The following is a 14658-nucleotide window of genomic DNA, read 5'->3' on the forward strand; positions in this document are numbered from 1 at the left end:
TCGGTCCGGAGTTCGGCGGAGACGGTCCGGGGTGCCGGCATGAAGACGCCCACCGGCGGGCGGTGCGCCGGGCGGGGGAAACCATCTTGGCGATGGTGGGTCTTGCGATCCGTGGACCGCCGTCCCAGTTCCCTGCCACCCGAGGGTTTCCCCTCTTCGCCGGTGGGCGTCTGACTTCATACTCTCCGCTCGGCGGAGCGGCCCCCAGGGCGGTTGGTCCCCTGCCGGCGGGACCTCCGTCCCGAACCGCTGTCTCCGTCTCCGTCGCCGTCGCCGTCCCCGTCCGGGTCGCCCCGCGTCTCCCCGTCGGCCTCCCCCACGCGCGGCCCGACGGCGTCGCCGTCCCGGTCCCCGTCGCCGACCGTGCCCGGGTTGCCCCGCGCCTTGCCCGCGACGGAACCAACTGCTGCTGGCAGCGGTCGCCTCCGAGCTGGTACTGCTGACGGCGTTGCTCGGCGTACCGGGACTGGCCGAGCTGCTGGGCGGCGCGTGGCCCACCGCGTACGGCTGGGCCCTGGCCGCGCTCGCCATCCCGATCCTGCTGACCGCGGACACCCTCCACAAGGCCCATCGGCGACCGTCGGCGCGGTGCTGGCGGCGGGTTCTCAGCCGGCGCGGTTGAAGCCGCGCCGGCTGCTGCCGATGCGCGCGCTCTCCACAGGTACGCGAGCACGGTCCTCGCCGAGCATCCGGCGCGCGGCCTCCAGGCCGGTCAGCACGGCCCCGTAGGCGGCGACCTCGCGCTGGAAATGCTCGACCTTCGAGTACCAGAACTTGAGCTCCGGGTTCATCGTCTTGGCGTTGATGTAGCTGACGATGTCGGCGTCCGGGGTGATGCCGCGGCGGGCGTAGCAGCGGTCGAAGCGCGCCTTGGTGCGGTCGTACTTCTCGTTCATGGCCGCCAGGCTGGCCTCGGCCTCCAGCAGTCTGGCCTGCAGATACCGAACGTACTCGCGGGGAATTGACGGGCCGGCGCTCGCCGACCGGGGCGCGGGCAGAGTGGGCATGGTCGGCCCCCTTCTCCATTGGCTGAAGGTGTGGCACATCGCGCCGCTAGCAGGCCCGGGGGCTGAGCCCGTGGAGCCAGCCGGGGCGACGTTGCCCCTACCCCGTGCCGGCGCAGTGATGTCCTTCTACCCGCATAAACGGCTCACTATGCCGCGCGGCGTCCTTCAAGACGCGATCTGCTCGACGTCGTCACCATGCCGAAGGCGGCGGTTCTGGCAGACCTCGGTCCAGCCGCGGATCAGCGGGAGCCGGCCGGATCGGTGCGCCTCGCGCTGTTCGGTGATCCACTGCTCGACCTGGTCCACCGATCGCGCGACCGGCTGATCGGTGGTGTCGAGTACCTGGGTTCGCCACCGTGGATCCTCGGTGGCCCACCCTGTCCAGCGGTCCCAGACCATTCCCGACCAACTGCCGTCGATGATGACGTCCGGCCGGTGACGGGGATCATGGGCATGCCCGCGGTGCCAGACGGCCCAGCCCAAGAAGGCGGCCACCGCCGCGGCGTCCCACCGGCCCTGGTCACGCGCGGCGAGCCGGGCGCGCCGGACCTCGCCGGCGACGTCGACCAGACACACCGCGATCCCGTCCAGCAGCGGTGCGGACGGGACGGCCAGGATCTCACCCAGCGGGGACTGCCCGGTCAGCAGAAGGTCGATTCCCCGGCCCTGATACTCCAGCGCGCGGCGCACCCACAGCTCGGTCGCCCGGTTGCGCCAGCGGCGGTCGGCACCCTCCGGTACGCCGACCTCGTCGAAGTCGTGCACGGCAACCCGGCGGAGCCGGTCGGCCACCGCGAAGGCGAGCGTGGACTTGCCCGAACAACTGGACCCGGTCAGCGCGAGCAGCATCCCGCCAGGGTGGCAGACCAGCAACGATCCTCTCGAACGGATTTCCCCTGCACGTCCGGGCCGTGAGGCAACCTGGTGGGCTAGATCTCGATCCAGTAACGCCGCACGGTGCCGAGTTCGGTGTCCCGGACATCCTCGAGGACACCGCCCTGGCGCTCGATCGTCTTCGCCGAGGCGACGTTGCCGGCCTCGCAGGCGACCAGCACCCGATCCAGGCCCAGCACTCGCGCTTCCTCCAGCATCCGCCCCAGCGCCCAGGTGGCCAGTCCTCGCCGGCGCGCGGACGGCCGGATGCCGTAGCCGATATGACCGCCGACCTGTAGCAGGAAGTGGTTGAGCTCGTGCCGCAGCGCGATCCCGCCGAGCACCCGGTCATCCTCCACGATCCATCGGTACGTGCAGTGCACGCGCCCCGCGCCCAGGGGCTTCGCCGGGTCCGACTGCTCAGCCAGCCGGGCCACCCAGGCCGCGAACCCGGCCGGCGAGTCCACTTCATCGGAGGGCCGCAGCCCGAAACCGTCCTCGTGGACGCCGGGACCCCACTCCTCACGCGCCTCGAGCCAGGCGGTGTGCAGGCTGACGGTGGGCGGGATCAGCTCGAGCATGCAGCGACGATAACGCCGGCTGCTGCATCTCCTTGCTGTACACCGAGGGTGAGAAAGTGAGCGCGTGGGGCTGGACAAGGAGATCGCAGCGCAGCTCGCCGAGGCACGCCTGGCGGAATGGCGACGCACCGGCTATGACGAGTGGCGCGAAATGCTCGACAACAAGGAGTGCCGCCTGGTCGTCGGCGAAGACGGCAAGCGGTACACCGTGGTCAGCTACGCCATCGATGACGGCGAAGGTCGAATCCGTCTGTCGGTCGCCGTCGACGATGGCGGCCTGTCGGCGTTGGTACCGCTGGTTCGAGACGAATTGATGAGCCCGGACGGCACCTTCGTCACATGACCTTGGCTACGGCAGCGTCCGTGACCCCCTCGAAGAGTGTTGCGGCGTGTGAGCCGGGTGCCGAAGGGTCCAGCGCGGCGCGGGTGGCCGAGGGCGCCACCGCACAGGAGCCCGCGCTGTATTCCGAGAACGAGGCGAACGCCTACGGCGTGATCAAGGACTCGCCGCGCCTGCCCAACGGCAGCATCACCGTGCCCACGGTGTTCCACATGGTCTCCGACCACCCCCTCAGCGCCGCCGAGACGACCAGGTGGAACACCCTGATCGTGGCGCAGATGACGGTACTCAACGATTCGTTCGCGGGCCGCACGGCGGCAGACGCCTCCGACGCGCCGTTCCGGTTCTCTCTCGTCGACACGACGTGGACGGTGAACAGCGACTGGTACACGGTCGTGCCGGGCGAGAATGAGCGGGACATGAAGAAGGCGTTGTACACCGGGGACTCCCGCACCCTGAACGTGTACGCGGCCAACATCGGTGGCGGGCTCCTCGGCTGGGCGTACTTCCCGAAGGATTACAACAACGGCCGGGACTACATCGACGGCGTGGTGATGCTCGACGAGTCGATGCCGGGCGGAACGGCGGGCAAGTACGCCCTGGGTGACACGCTGACGCACGAGGTCGGGCACTGGCTGATGCTGGAGCACACCTTCGCGCACGGGTGCTCCGCTTCGGGGGACTACGTCGCGGACACTCCGCGGGAAGCGGCGCCGCAGTTCAACTGCCCGGTGGGCGCGCACACCTGCACCGCACCCGGGCTGGACCCGATCCACAACTTCATGGACTACACCCAGGACTCCTGCATGAACATGTTCACCGCAGGACAGGCGGACCGGATGAGCGACGCCTGGCTGGCATTCCGGGCCGGCGGCGCTGGGTAACCACGGCTTGCACGTGTCGGGGTTGACGGGCCGCAGTTACGGCTCGTCAACCCCGATTTGCATGCGCACACTGAGGGGCTACCGAGGGGTTCCTCTGCTGCGAGCACACGTCGAGGTCGGGGTTGCTCGGCAACTTCGATTTCATGAGCAAGAGCGAAGAAGCCCGTTACCGGCGGTCCCGCCGACGGGCCCGCGCGACGACGATGCCGTGAGGATCAGCGGCGCGGCCACGGACATCGGGTCGAACCGGTGGGAGCGCGCCGGGCCGCGAGGGTTTGTGCGGACCGTCTGAGGTAACCCGGGACCGCGATGCAGTATGCCGATCAAATCGCAGCGCGCGCCCGCCGGCGCGGTGGAGAGGCCGGCAGGCTGCGGCGGCGTCAGCTTGAGGTCACCCTGGTCGTCGCGGCCCAGTGCGGGCTCGCCGCTACGTTGTCCTGGGGGCTCGCGCACGAGGTACTGGGTCGTCCTTCGCCGATCTTCGCGCCCAGCGCGGCCGTCGGTACGATCGTGGCCGCGCTCGGGCAGCGCGCCCGACGTACCGCTGAACTGCTGCTCGGCGTCGGGCTGGGCCTCTTCATCGGCGACCTTCTGCTGCTCTACATCGGGTTCGGGCCCTGGCAGATCGGCTTGGTGGTGGCGCTCGCCATCGCCGTCGCCCTGCTGTTGACCGGGAAGAGCGGCGCGCTGGTCGGTCAGGCCGGCAGTACCGCCGTGCTGATCGCCACGATGGCGCAGAGCAAGGAAGGTCTCGAATGGGCGCGGATCGTCGACGCCGTGGTGGGCGCCATCGTCGGGCTGGTGGTGGTCGCCGTGCTGATCCCGTTCAATCCGATCCGCATTCTCGACCGGCGCCGCCGCTCCGCTCACCGAGACCCTCAACGCGCAGCTTCGGGAGGTCTCACAGGTCGCGTGGGCCGTCCAGAAGTCCAACTTTGCCAAGTGGACGGGCAAGCACACTCGGGCTGACGAGGTAGCGGCCTCGATCATTGCGGCCAGCCGGAGTCGCGCTGTAACTCAATGAGCCATTTCCTTACTGCCGCTGCCGCGAACCTTTGGATTACCTGCGAGCCGGTTGCTGACGGCCCGGTTCGCAGGCTGGGAGCCTCGGCCGGCCGATCAAGGGCTGTGACGGTGCGATGGGTTGCTGTACTTCTCTGCTGTACGGGGACAAGGGTGAGAACCCTCTTCGTCCCGAACGCGGCTGGCCGACATCAACGGCCAACGGCTGGTGTCGTCCGGTACACGTCGCCGCAGGAAGCTAGGCGTTCCGTGTCGTTCGTCGCCATCGGTTGTCGATGCGTTCGCTGCCTCCTGGCTGCTCCGGTACGGCCGGGCAGACATCTTCCGGGTCAAGGAACAATCACTACTCGATGAGCTGCGGGAAGAAGGGGCCTGACCTGCGCGGACGGTGCGACAGCGTCCACGGGCGTCCGTTCGTTGTGCGCGTCCGTCGTCACCCAGCCGGTCACTTAGCCGGGTGCGTCAGGCGTTGAAGCGGAACTGAGACGGGCTTGCGGCCACCGATGATGACCTGGTCGAGGTAGCCACCGGGGTGGGGACATTCGGTGGCCAGCAGGAAGGGGACATTCGCATGGCCCGCTGACAGGTGATAAGAACATCGCCATGGTCGGGAACCGATGGTGGCGTATCTGGCGTACGAGGTGGGTCGCGGGCGGGCTCGCGTTACTGGCCGTGGCGACCATCGGCAGCTTCGTCCTATTTGGTTCTACCGATGCGGCAGTGACCGCGTCCCCGTCCCTGCCACGCCGCCTCGGTGCGCCCAGCGTCTATACGCCAGACGCACGTCATACGCCGATCGGGGCCGCCAGCGTCGTGTTTACCGGCGGGGCGTGGGGTCTGGACGGATCGGAATTCGACATCGCCCTCACCGGCTTGCGCAACGATGCATACCGGACGCTACCGGAGTCGTTTAACTCCACTGCGGGCATTACGGCGATCCTGTCCCCGAACGGGACGCAGCTCGCGGTCGAGAACGGGATCGTTAACCTCGCCACCGGCACGACGACGCGGTTGCCGCCGGACGGCGGCGACTATCGCCACCCTGAGGCGTGGTCACTGGACGGCCGGTATCTCGCGACGGTGACCTACACGCAGCCGGACTTCGAGGCGCCCGAGACGTTCCGCGGTGCGTGGACGTCACCGGTGACGCACGCGGTGCTGTCGGTTGTTGACACCTCCGACGGGCATGAGACAACGATCGCTGACGTCGACATGACGGCGAACTTCGACGGTTGGCTCGCCGCGTTTTCACCCGACGGCACGAAGCTCGCGTACCAGTCCGGCAACCGGATCGTCGTGGTTACCCCGGCGGGCGCCCCGATCGCCGCATTCGCCGTTCCCGCCGGCACCCGCATCGCCGGCAAGGGCGCGTGGACCCGCGACGGAAGCGCGCTCGCCGTGGTCGCTGAGCGGCCGTGCGGCTGTGGGCGGACGTACGACGCGCGATGGACGCTCACTACAATCGACGCGTCGACCGGTGCGACCATGGGCACGGCCTACATCGTGGATGGCGTGGTGGCGATCCGGGTCCTCGGCTGGACACATACCGGCCGCCCAGTGGTGGCGACGTATGACGCGGGGACGGCGGGCGACCTGGATCCGTCATATCAGATCGTCGATTTCCGGCCGCATAGCGACGCCGGGATCGATCAAACAGGCCTGTACATGTCGGGCGTCGAGAATCTCGACAATGTCTTCGGGACCCGCGTCCTTGTCCTGGCCGCCGCGGGGCCGCCGCAGGTGCTGCTCGCATCCAGCTCGCCCGGCGCGGAGTCGGTGGACGTCGCCGACGATGTCATCGCGGGCAGCCTCAGCCGCGCCGGCCATCCGCCTCTGGCCACCTTTGATCATGTGGCCGAGGGAGCCGCGTGCGCTGTCGCGGCCGTCCTCTTCGCCGGCCTTGTCGCGGCGATCATCGTGCTCGTTCAGAGGCTCCACAGGTCTCGACGACACCGCCGTACGGGTCTCGCATCCGGGTCCTGACACAGCCCCCGAACGGTGGCCGCGACCGGCGGGTTGCAGACCCCTCGTTTTAAGCTCTGTGCATCCAATCCACAGCCATCCGAGTGCGGTCGCCTGCTTGGAGCGGCGTCCCGCCGTGGGCTGATCCGTGCGTCGCCGTTCGGCGTCGTTGCTGTCAGCGTTGCTGTCGGCCTCGGCACCCTTGACCGAGCGCGAGCGGGGTGTAGGGAGCCGGAGACAGGTCGCCGCCCAGGCGGTGGGGTTGGAGTTGCGACCATGCCTTGCGAGCATCCCGAAGAGGCATTCGCAGCGCTCGCTGATCCACGCATTACGAGTCAGTCCCCGGCTCGTGCTCCCGGGGGGGCTCGCCGTGCGTCACATGGTGTCCAGATCCGTCATCGTCCGTGCCGGTCCGCCGGTTTGGCTGCTCGCTTGGCTGCTCTTGACAGGCTGAGAAGCTCAGCGCTGTCCAACATCTCCCAGGGCGCGTGCTGTCCTCTGGAGAATCTCGTCGCGTTGCAATGCCAGCTCCTCGGGCAGGCTGAATCTTTCACGACGAGTCCGCTCAAGCAGGCGCGCGACGTTGGTCAGGATCTCACCACTGGTAGCGCCGTACAGCACAGCGTCCTCCAGCGACTGCGCAAGCTGCCCCCGGCCGCCTCGCCGCAGGCAGCGGACAAACTCTTCGATGTCGCCGTAGAGGTTGCTCATCGACTCTGCGGACTCCAGCTGGAGGACATGCCTGAGTCTACGAAGCAGCTCACCGCGGGACCCACAACCGCTGTGGCCTCGTCAGCCCCATTCTCTCGAGCTCGGTCGGCGGCTAGGACATCTCGCTTACAAGGCGCTTTCGACAAGAGTTGCAGTGTCCGCCGACGTCCACCGGGTCCGGCTACGAGGGGACCCCCGTCCGCACTCGTCCGCTCTCGGCCGCCACCGTTGATGGCAAGGACCGATGTCAGCGCTGCACCTGAGCATGTGCAGGACGATGCCTCAGAAGGTGTGATCTGGTCAGCCAGGTCCTGCACTTTGCGGCCGGGCAGGATAGGAGCCGGGCGGGGTGGTGGTCGACGCTACCGGCCGGCGGTCAGGAAGGGAGGCGAGGGCTGATGCCGTCGTGGGAGTCGTTCACGCTTGCTGAGCAGACCCTGCTGCGACGCGCGATGTCGGACAGCTGGCTCGCCGGGACGGTGCAGGCCTACGGGGTGAATCTGCGGTGGGCGGGGGCTGACGGGGCTCCTCCGCCGCGCAGCTATACCGAGTACGAGCAGCGCGCACTGGTTCCGCTGCTGGCGGCGGTGGCCACGGATCTGGTCGACCGTGGCCTGCTGACCATCCACGATTCGGCCGGCGCGGTTTCCTCCGGCTCCGACGCCAGCGTGGGCGGCAGCCGCCTGCGCGCGATCCTCGCAACCGCGGACAACTGGGTCTGGTCACCGCGTCGGCCATCTGAGATCCAGCTGTCCGCGCCTCGAACCGTGCACGAGCGGTGGTTCGACGATGCGTACCCGACGGCGGACAACACCGGCCTCCCCCGATGGGATGAGCTGAGCCTGGATCAGCGCAGGGTCCTGGTCTGCGCCGCTGAGGCCAGCGGGATGCTGACGGGGCCGTTCGGTGTCTTGGACGGCCCGCCAGCTGAGCTCGACGCCAGACGGCGCCTGGACTGGATCGATCGGCAGCTGGCCCCCCTGGCACCCTTCGTCCGCGACGGCTTGATCGAGGTTCGCCGCTACCCCGACCCGTCCAGTGACGGATTCACGGTCATCGCGGTGGGCCGCCTGCGCGATACGCTGGCCGATCCCGCCCTCTGGTCCGATGACCTCGACTGGGGTATCGGGGTGGGATGCGTGTTCACCTACGCCGGACTGGCGGTATGGCGCGGTGCCTGGAGCAGCGCCTGGAACGCACGACTGACGTTCGAGTGACCTATGAGGCACGGCTCGTGAGTATGCGGGCCGGCCGGATCATCTGCTGACTCAGGCAGGGAAACGCCGGCGGAAGGGGCGCTCGACGAGGACGAAGAGGGCCTGCGACCTGCGCCGGAGTACCTCCCCCAGAAAGGGACGACCCCCGTCGGGGGGAGCCTGATCGGTGTTGTCGGCCGGTCTCGGCTTGTGTCGTTTCCTCTGGTCCCGCCCTCGGCGTCTTGCCGGCTGTGACCATTGGCGTCGGTCACGTATCGCATGGTTCGCTGATTCTCTGCTGACTCGTGGGCCGTGCGGACGGCTACGGGACCAGTGACCCTCTGGGATTGAAGCCTTGCTGCCTCGTCGCGGCCTCCGGCCTCGGCCTGGTCGTGGCCCGGCCCTGCACCGTGAACGTGTCCGGTCGGCGTCGGCGGCTTTTATGCCTGTGACCGCGCGGCTACCCGATTCAGGCCTTTCCGGGTTGGCTGTAACGGACTCTGCCCGACTGTCGCCTCAAGAGCGATCGGCTTTGCCGGGCCGGTCACCGGCCGGGGTGGGCGCTTCCCCGAACGGGTCACCCCAACCCACCCCGGCCACCTCGCGCAGCTCGACCGGTCCAAGTCGGACGATGACCAGAAAGGCATGTGGGCCGATGGCCGCCGGACATCCCTCCTGGTGCGTCAGCCACAGCAACGGCATCCACCGCTCTCGCTTCTGGGCCACCTCACGGCCAGGCCACCACTCGGTCGACGTCGAGGCGTTCTTGTGGCAGCAGGACCTACCCGGCGAGCCACTCATCGGTATCGGCCTCGACATCAGGATGGGCGAGGAACAGTGCCAGTGCCTGCTGGACCTCGGCCAGGCGCGCGTCCTCCGCTACGCCCTTCACCGACTGCTCGACCACGCCAAGCAGGGCTAGCCAGGGCGGGACGTCGCCCTGGCCCTGCATCGCCGCATCGGGTCCAATAAGCTCTCGCGACAGAGCGGCCGTTCCCCCCGTGACGGCCGCTCCTTCACCCCTCTCTCGCCCAGACGTCTCGCTTACAAGGCGTGCCCAGCATGAGGCTGCGTCCGCAGACGTTCGTACCGTGGGCGTCGCTCTCCTGATATGTACGAGGGCGTCCATCCTCGGCTGCGGCAGTTGATGTCGGCGATGGATGTCAACCAGGGAGGGTGCCGCTGACGGTGTCCGCCATCTGTGGTCAGGCTGCCTCAGACTGGCTGCTACATGGGTGCGAGTTCCTGCGCCCGCGCTCGAACACGTCTACGTCCTCGCCAACAGGATCGACGATCTCGAGGTCTACCGGTACAAGCAATGAGAGTCAGACCCGAGAAGGGGTAGGTGTCGCCGAACGGCGGCCTCGGCCGATGATCTCTGCCCCCTGCCTGACTGTCTTGATTGTTAGGCTCCGCGCCATGTTCTCCGGCGATGCGGATGCTGACCTGCGGCAGCTGGCCGACGACCCCACCTTTCCGCACCACGATGCCGCCCGGCACGCGGTGCGGTTCCGGGCCTCCGGCGACGTGGCGGAACTGATCGCGGTACACGACGATCCGCACCCGTGCGGAATGACGGAAGTGGTGTTCGCCATGGCGGGATCGAAGCGGCCCTGGCTCAACTGGGTGCCGATGCCGAGCGAGGCGATTAGCAACGTCGCCAACGAGATCGGCGGCCGCCGCGCTCGCGGTGAGCAGCTCAAGGTCACCCGTCTCGGGCTGTCCTCGGCGGAGCCGGCCAGCGCCATGACCGCCTGCCGCAGGATCGCCGGCCCAGTCGACATCGGCATCGCCGAGTTCCCACCCCCCGACATCCGGGCGCCCGTACGGCCCGGCCGGTACGCGGTCTGGCGGTACGACGGCACGGAGCCCCTGCCCGCAGGGCCAGCGCCGTCGGCCGCCGCGGTCCGGCTACTGCAGGACGTCGCGGACGAGCCGTGGCAGTCGCCGCTCTCGGGGTACGTAAAGGCCGACCCCCTGGGCGAGCTGCCGCTGGACGACCTGCTCGGGCTCCTCGCGCACCTGCCAGGCCCTCCGGACACCGCGCGCTGGCAGCACCTGGCCAAGTCGACGCCGACGTACTGGTATCGACTCATGCAGCCGTGGGTGTGCCTCGGCATCCTGCACCATGCCAAGGACGAGCCGTGGCCAACCTCGACCCGGCGCCAGGTACTGGTGGACCTCGCCTTCGGCGTCGAGGACTGGGTCGCCGACGCTGCACTATTCGCACTCGTCACCGCCGCGTACCGGGAACCGGACCTACGGGAGGAGGTACGCCAGCTCGTCCGGGCCCGGCTCGACGCGGCTGTGGCGGCGAACCGGCTGGTCACGATCGAGGAGTCACTGGCACAACTGATGATCGTCACGCCCGGATGCAGGGCGGACGACCGAGCGCTGGCGACGGCAGTGTTGGCCCGGGCCGCCCAGGACGACGACGACGAGGAGCCGGCCCCGCCGCCCAGGAAGCGCCGCTGGTGGCAGCGCGGCAGCTAGCCCTCCTCGCAGCGCCGGACCGCTTAGCTCATGAGTCATGGTGGGCCGGACGCGTCGCCGCGAACACCGCCCATCACGGTCACCGGTGATCCGCTGCCGGCGCATTTGACCAGGTCACGGGCGCGAGGTGGTGCCCGATGAACACCATCCGCCGCCGGCCGGAAGATCCGGTAACCCTCGCCTCGGCTCCGCCGACCCGGTTCGACGACGCCGAGAAGATCAATGCCTTCCAAGCCCTCATCGACCTCCACGACCACGCGACAGGGCATCCGCTGCGGCCGTCCCGCGACGAGGCGCTGACTGATTTGGCGCTGTCCGCCGCCGTGGTGGCGTGGTGGAGTCGGTGGCAGCCATCCATGATCCACACTGCGCTGCGAGTAGGTGCTGCCGTCGCGGACATCGCCGCCGCGACCGGACTGGACACCGACGAGGTAGTCCACCGATGGGAGCGATGGACCGATGTCCAGACCCGCGTGGTCATCGGCGGACGTCCCCTGCTCGACCCGGACGAGGTCCGAACCATCCGCCAGCGGATCGGAGAGGAGGTGAACCTATGAACCCGACTCGCTTCGCACGGGATGCCAGCACGGTGGCGGTGGCGTCCATCGCAGCGTGGTCGTCCTGGCGCCACATGGTCCACGTCGCGCTGAAATTCGGCGACCGTCCGGAGGTTGCCTACGTGCTGCCGATCTCGGTCGACGGGATGCTGATTGTCGCATCGACCGCGATGTTGGACGACAAGCGCGCGGGACGCCCGGTGCGCTGGTCGGCGCCGCCTTCCTCGCCGGAGTCGGCGCAAGCGTCGACGCTGCTCGCCTCGGATGTGACCAGCACGATTCACGGCCTCGACACCGCCGCCGCCAGCCGCGCCGCCTTCCGGGCCCAGTTCTCGCAGAAACGGTTCTCCGACACGCCGGACCTGCCCGTGGTCGACCGCGCCGAGCACGGCGCGTCCTCTGTGGGCGAACTCTTCGCGAAGACCACCAAGACCGTGCCCAGCCTGAACCAGGTCCGACGCGTCGCCAGCGGCGGCGGCCTGCGGTTAGTCGTTGAGGTTCCCGGCAAAGACCAGGTGGCCGTGCCCCTGGCGGACGCCAACACCTCCCTTGCTGATCTTGTAGCTGCCCATGCGCCCCTCGTCAGCCAGCCCGCCGCACGCACGTTTCTTAAGTGCGGTCGCTCTCTAATTGAGGTCCGCTGATGGCGCCGGCGAAGCAAGCCCACAGCGGCCCTGCGACACGCTGGCAGTGCCGCGCGTCCGGCGACCACTCGTTTCGGTCCGCACTGCCGCCGGACGGGCTATCGGTAGATGTGCCGACGGTCCAAAATGCTCGGCTGGCGGTACGTTCCTCGATAGGATGGCCCGAAATCAGCCAGCGACACCTACAGGACGTGGACCGCATGGCTACGCGACAGGCGATCGATCCGGCTTGGTGGGACACCGAGCAGAGCGATGGCGTGCCCATGCGGCAGGTCCTCGCCGAGCGGGACATCAAGGCGCTCCTCCAGTTCCTGCGCAGACGTGGCTGGAGCTGGGGCGCCATCGCGCAAGCCACCGACATCGGGGAACAACGCGTACGTGAAATCGCCAACGGGAAACGCAGGATCGAGAACTACGACGTCTACGTGCGCGTCGCAGTCGGCCTCAACATCCCACGGGACTACATCGGCGTCGGCCTACGTCCGATCGACGAGCCCACCGTCGCGGTTGGCTCTGTTGTCGGCCGCGGCACCCACGACGTTCCGGGCGAGATGACCGTGACGCTGAAGAACGCCATCGAACGCGCCACCCCGGCCGAGGTAGCCGATCACGGCAAGCCCGACCTGGACCGCTTCGAGTCACAGGTGAGTCAGGCCTGGGCGGATCGCCGACACACCGGCCAGCGAGAGACTAACCTCATCCTGGTCGCAGGGCTCGCCGGTTCCGGCAAGACCGAGTTCGCCAAGTTCCTCAGTGCGGTTACCGGCTGGGCGTTGCTGGACAAGGACGTCCTCACCCGGCCAATGGTTGAGAGTATGCTCGTTGCCCTCAAGAGCGATCCCAATGACCGGCACAGCGAGCTGTACCGGGCTGAGGTACGCCCCGTCGAATACCGAAGCCTGCTCAACGCCACCTTTGCCAACATCGACAACGGCATCTCCACGGTGGTCACCGCGCCATTCCTGGCCGAGGTCTCCGACCTGCACTGGCTACGCTGGCTGCTCCACCGCTGCGACACCGCAGGCGCCCACCCGGAAATCGTCTGGGTCAGCGCTGATGTCGAGACCATGCACACCTACCTTCAGATGCGCGACGCGGCTCGGGACGCTTGGAAGCTCAATCACTGGCAAGAGTACCTCGCCTCGATCAACCTGGACCTGCGTCCTGCGCTGCCGCACTTCTTCATCGACAACTCGCTGGGCAGTGCAGTCCGGCTGGCCGACGAAGCTCGCCGGATCTCGGAGTGGATCGGCAAGTGAACCCGACCGGCGTCATCCTCTACGGCCCGCCAGCCCCCGGCAAGGACACCATCACCGCCGCGCTCACCCGCCTCGCCGCGCGGTACACACCCTTCCGCCGCCTAAAGATCGGCGCAGGCAAGACCGACGGCTACCGCATCGGCACACCGGAACAGCTCATCCGACTTCGCGCATCACGTCAGGTGTTGTACGAGAACCTCCGGTACGGCAACACCTACGTCATCGACGTGCCGCACCTGACCTCGATTATTGACACCGGACAGGTACCGGTCCTTCACCTGGGCCAGATCGCCGGAGTCACGGCAGTTACCCGGTTTCCCGTGGCATGGACCACCGTTCTCCTCTGGTGTTCCCGAGAGTCGACCGCCCAGCGCGCCCATGCCCGCGGGTCGACCGACATTGACGCGCGGCTCACCGTTTGGGACGAAACTCTTGCAGGCCTCCGAGCCGCCGATGACGTTTTCTCCCGCCGCATCGACACCGACTCCACCACGCCGGACACAGCGGCAGTCATGATTCACGCCTGCACCCTGAGTGCGGCGCCGGCACCAACCGCGGCTACGCAACGCCGACTCCGGTGACCGAAGCCTCCGATTCTCGTGCCGTCAGGCGCATGCTGAAAACGCCGTTCGCGCATGGTCACCCGGGCTACCTACCTGCCTCGGCTCGCCCGACACTGACGAAGGCGGGGATCTTGGGCTGCCGAGTGGCGTCGTCCGATGCGGCATCCGGATTACCCAATCCTCCGGACAGATTCGCTCAAGCTCGGGCTTGGCCGGATTCCCAAAGCTAGCGCGGCTTTGCCCGATCGTGCACAACCTGCAGTCGGCTATGGCGCGATCCTCCGGTGCGCTACATCCAAGGATGCTTTTGCATCACCAGCAATACCTTGCACACCCACACAGGGTTTGTGCGTCTGATGGATCAGCGTTGCATGGGTGCCCACCCGCCTGAGGGCCGGTCGGCGACGACGCCTCACCGGACAGCGAGCCTGCCGCGTCGTTTGCTTGGCGCACCAGACGTCCGTATGGGTGCCCACCGAGCCCGTTGAGGCAGGTCGGCGGCGGACACGCGCCATAGTCAGCGGCCCCGCTGTGTGGAGTTGTCAGCGGCGCACCCGTGGAGGGT

The 14658-nt window shown here is 68.2% G+C and carries 16 protein-coding genes; 12 read left to right on the top strand and 4 right to left on the bottom strand.

Annotated features, from left to right (window positions below):
* Window positions 1-448 precede the first annotated feature (448 nt).
* Window positions 449-622 (top strand): hypothetical protein, encoded by a 174-nt coding sequence (locus tag DKL51_RS35200; protein ID WP_165823114.1) that lies wholly within the window; start codon window positions 449-451, stop codon window positions 620-622.
* Here the strand turns inward: DKL51_RS35200 and DKL51_RS26620 are convergent.
* The 3 genes from DKL51_RS26620 to DKL51_RS26630 all read right to left on the bottom strand — a co-directional run bounded on the left by DKL51_RS26620 (window position 606) and on the right by DKL51_RS26630 (window position 2461).
* On the bottom strand, window positions 606-1007 hold the full coding sequence (locus tag DKL51_RS26620) for a hypothetical protein (RefSeq protein ID WP_123809810.1): 402 nt from the start codon (window positions 1005-1007) through the stop codon (window positions 606-608). The genes DKL51_RS35200 and DKL51_RS26620 overlap by 17 nt on opposite strands.
* Before the next feature lie 165 nt (window positions 1008-1172).
* Window positions 1173-1856: a hypothetical protein gene (locus DKL51_RS26625; protein ID WP_207783858.1), complete on the bottom strand. Its 684-nt coding sequence runs from the start codon at window positions 1854-1856 to the stop codon at window positions 1173-1175.
* An 80-nt stretch (window positions 1857-1936) separates the two neighbouring features.
* Entirely contained in the window at window positions 1937-2461 is a 525-nt protein-coding gene (locus DKL51_RS26630; protein WP_109945013.1) for a GNAT family N-acetyltransferase, read from the bottom strand.
* A 64-nt stretch (window positions 2462-2525) separates the two neighbouring features.
* Between DKL51_RS26630 and DKL51_RS26635 the strand changes: the two genes are divergently transcribed.
* The 4 genes from DKL51_RS26635 (at window position 2526) to DKL51_RS26650 (ending at window position 6691) form a co-directional block, all read left to right on the top strand.
* On the top strand, window positions 2526-2804 hold the full coding sequence (locus DKL51_RS26635) for a hypothetical protein (RefSeq protein ID WP_109945014.1): 279 nt from the start codon (window positions 2526-2528) through the stop codon (window positions 2802-2804).
* Window positions 2801-3685 carry a zinc metalloprotease gene (locus DKL51_RS26640; RefSeq protein WP_124812623.1) on the top strand — a complete coding sequence of 295 codons (885 nt, stop codon included), beginning with the start codon at window positions 2801-2803 and terminating at the stop codon, window positions 3683-3685. The genes DKL51_RS26635 and DKL51_RS26640 overlap by 4 nt, the downstream gene beginning before the upstream one ends.
* Before the next feature lie 309 nt (window positions 3686-3994).
* Window positions 3995-4654 carry an FUSC family protein gene (locus tag DKL51_RS26645; protein ID WP_109945016.1) on the top strand — a complete coding sequence of 220 codons (660 nt, stop codon included), beginning with the start codon at window positions 3995-3997 and terminating at the stop codon, window positions 4652-4654.
* A gap of 726 nt (window positions 4655-5380) precedes the next feature.
* A complete protein-coding gene (locus DKL51_RS26650) occupies window positions 5381-6691 on the top strand; it encodes a TolB family protein (RefSeq protein WP_165823115.1) in 1311 nt (436 codons plus the stop codon).
* A 438-nt stretch (window positions 6692-7129) separates the two neighbouring features.
* Here the strand turns inward: DKL51_RS26650 and DKL51_RS26655 are convergent, their stop codons facing one another.
* Window positions 7130-7381: a hypothetical protein gene (locus DKL51_RS26655; protein WP_109945018.1), complete on the bottom strand. Its 252-nt coding sequence runs from the start codon at window positions 7379-7381 to the stop codon at window positions 7130-7132.
* Window positions 7382-7779: 398 nt separating this feature from the next.
* On the opposite strand from DKL51_RS26655, the gene DKL51_RS26660 reads away from it, so the two are divergent.
* The 7 genes from DKL51_RS26660 (at window position 7780) to DKL51_RS26685 (ending at window position 14111) form a co-directional block, all read left to right on the top strand.
* Window positions 7780-8598, top strand: a complete 819-nt coding sequence (locus DKL51_RS26660; protein WP_109945019.1) for a hypothetical protein — start codon at window positions 7780-7782, stop codon at window positions 8596-8598.
* Window positions 8599-9232: 634 nt separating this feature from the next.
* Window positions 9233-9499 carry a hypothetical protein gene (locus DKL51_RS35205; protein WP_185734925.1) on the top strand — a complete coding sequence of 89 codons (267 nt, stop codon included), beginning with the start codon at window positions 9233-9235 and terminating at the stop codon, window positions 9497-9499.
* 497 nt (window positions 9500-9996) lie between these two features.
* Window positions 9997-11070 carry a hypothetical protein gene (locus DKL51_RS26665; protein ID WP_109945020.1) on the top strand — a complete coding sequence of 358 codons (1074 nt, stop codon included), beginning with the start codon at window positions 9997-9999 and terminating at the stop codon, window positions 11068-11070.
* A gap of 137 nt (window positions 11071-11207) precedes the next feature.
* A complete protein-coding gene (locus tag DKL51_RS26670) occupies window positions 11208-11627 on the top strand; it encodes a hypothetical protein (protein WP_109945021.1) in 420 nt (139 codons plus the stop codon).
* Complete coding sequence (locus DKL51_RS26675; protein WP_109945022.1) at window positions 11624-12271, top strand: DUF2637 domain-containing protein; 648 nt, start codon at window positions 11624-11626, stop codon at window positions 12269-12271. Before DKL51_RS26670 ends, DKL51_RS26675 begins: the two co-directional genes overlap by 4 nt.
* A 200-nt stretch (window positions 12272-12471) precedes the next feature.
* Entirely contained in the window at window positions 12472-13530 is a 1059-nt protein-coding gene (locus DKL51_RS26680; RefSeq protein WP_165823117.1) for an AAA family ATPase, read from the top strand.
* Window positions 13527-14111 (top strand): guanylate kinase, encoded by a 585-nt coding sequence (locus tag DKL51_RS26685; RefSeq protein WP_124812624.1) that lies wholly within the window; start codon window positions 13527-13529, stop codon window positions 14109-14111. Before DKL51_RS26680 ends, DKL51_RS26685 begins: the two co-directional genes overlap by 4 nt.
* Window positions 14112-14658: the final 547 nt, after the last annotated feature.

Source organism: Micromonospora globispora, assembly GCF_003857015.1.
GTDB lineage: Bacteria > Actinomycetota > Actinomycetes > Mycobacteriales > Micromonosporaceae > Micromonospora > Micromonospora globispora.

Excerpts from the sequence above, each read along its gene's own strand:
- DKL51_RS26620 (WP_123809810.1), bottom strand. The coding sequence starts at position 1,007 with ATGCCCACTCTGCCCGCGCCCCGGTCGGCGAGCGCCGGCCCGTCAATT.
- DKL51_RS26625 (WP_207783858.1), bottom strand. The coding sequence starts at position 1,856 with ATGCTGCTCGCGCTGACCGGGTCCAGTTGTTCGGGCAAGTCCACGCTC.
- DKL51_RS26630 (WP_109945013.1), bottom strand. The coding sequence starts at position 2,461 with ATGCTCGAGCTGATCCCGCCCACCGTCAGCCTGCACACCGCCTGGCTC.
- DKL51_RS26640 (WP_124812623.1), top strand. The coding sequence starts at position 2,801 with ATGACCTTGGCTACGGCAGCGTCCGTGACCCCCTCGAAGAGTGTTGCG.
- DKL51_RS26645 (WP_109945016.1), top strand. The coding sequence starts at position 3,995 with ATGCAGTATGCCGATCAAATCGCAGCGCGCGCCCGCCGGCGCGGTGGA.
- DKL51_RS26655 (WP_109945018.1), bottom strand. The coding sequence starts at position 7,381 with ATGAGCAACCTCTACGGCGACATCGAAGAGTTTGTCCGCTGCCTGCGG.
- DKL51_RS26660 (WP_109945019.1), top strand. The coding sequence starts at position 7,780 with ATGCCGTCGTGGGAGTCGTTCACGCTTGCTGAGCAGACCCTGCTGCGA.
- DKL51_RS35205 (WP_185734925.1), top strand. The coding sequence starts at position 9,233 with ATGGCCGCCGGACATCCCTCCTGGTGCGTCAGCCACAGCAACGGCATC.
- DKL51_RS26665 (WP_109945020.1), top strand. The coding sequence starts at position 9,997 with ATGTTCTCCGGCGATGCGGATGCTGACCTGCGGCAGCTGGCCGACGAC.
- DKL51_RS26670 (WP_109945021.1), top strand. The coding sequence starts at position 11,208 with ATGAACACCATCCGCCGCCGGCCGGAAGATCCGGTAACCCTCGCCTCG.
- DKL51_RS26675 (WP_109945022.1), top strand. The coding sequence starts at position 11,624 with ATGAACCCGACTCGCTTCGCACGGGATGCCAGCACGGTGGCGGTGGCG.
- DKL51_RS26680 (WP_165823117.1), top strand. The coding sequence starts at position 12,472 with ATGGCTACGCGACAGGCGATCGATCCGGCTTGGTGGGACACCGAGCAG.